The 270-nt window shown below is 70.4% G+C and carries 1 protein-coding gene; it reads left to right on the top strand.

All coding sequences use genetic code 11. The features are described 5' to 3' along the window. The coding region (locus J0695_RS42150) for an acyl-CoA dehydrogenase family protein (protein ID WP_277990126.1) at nucleotides 1-270 on the top strand (270 nt) is incomplete at both ends.

Below are 270 nucleotides of genomic sequence, written 5' to 3'. Positions count from 1 at the left end.
CTCCTACCTCGGCCTGAACCTCGCCTCCGAGCGCTGGGGCATCGCCTTCGGTGCGTACGCGCAGGCAGCCGCCGCCGTCCGCTTCGCCAAGGAGTACGTCCAGGACCGCACGGTCTTCGGCAAGACGGTCGCCTCGTTCCAGAACACCAAGTTCGAACTGGCCGCCTGCCAGGCCGAGGTGGACGCGGCCCCGGCCGGTGTCAGCTCGTTCGCGTCGAGGGCTTCCCGGGCGCGGTTGACGACGGCCTGGGGCGTGTCCGCGAAGCTCTT

Source organism: Streptomyces beijiangensis (assembly GCF_017315755.1).
Classification (GTDB): Bacteria; Actinomycetota; Actinomycetes; order Streptomycetales; family Streptomycetaceae; genus Streptomyces; species Streptomyces beijiangensis.
Note: the sequence above shows the minus strand (reverse complement) of the source record. Positions and strands in the feature narration are given on the sequence as shown.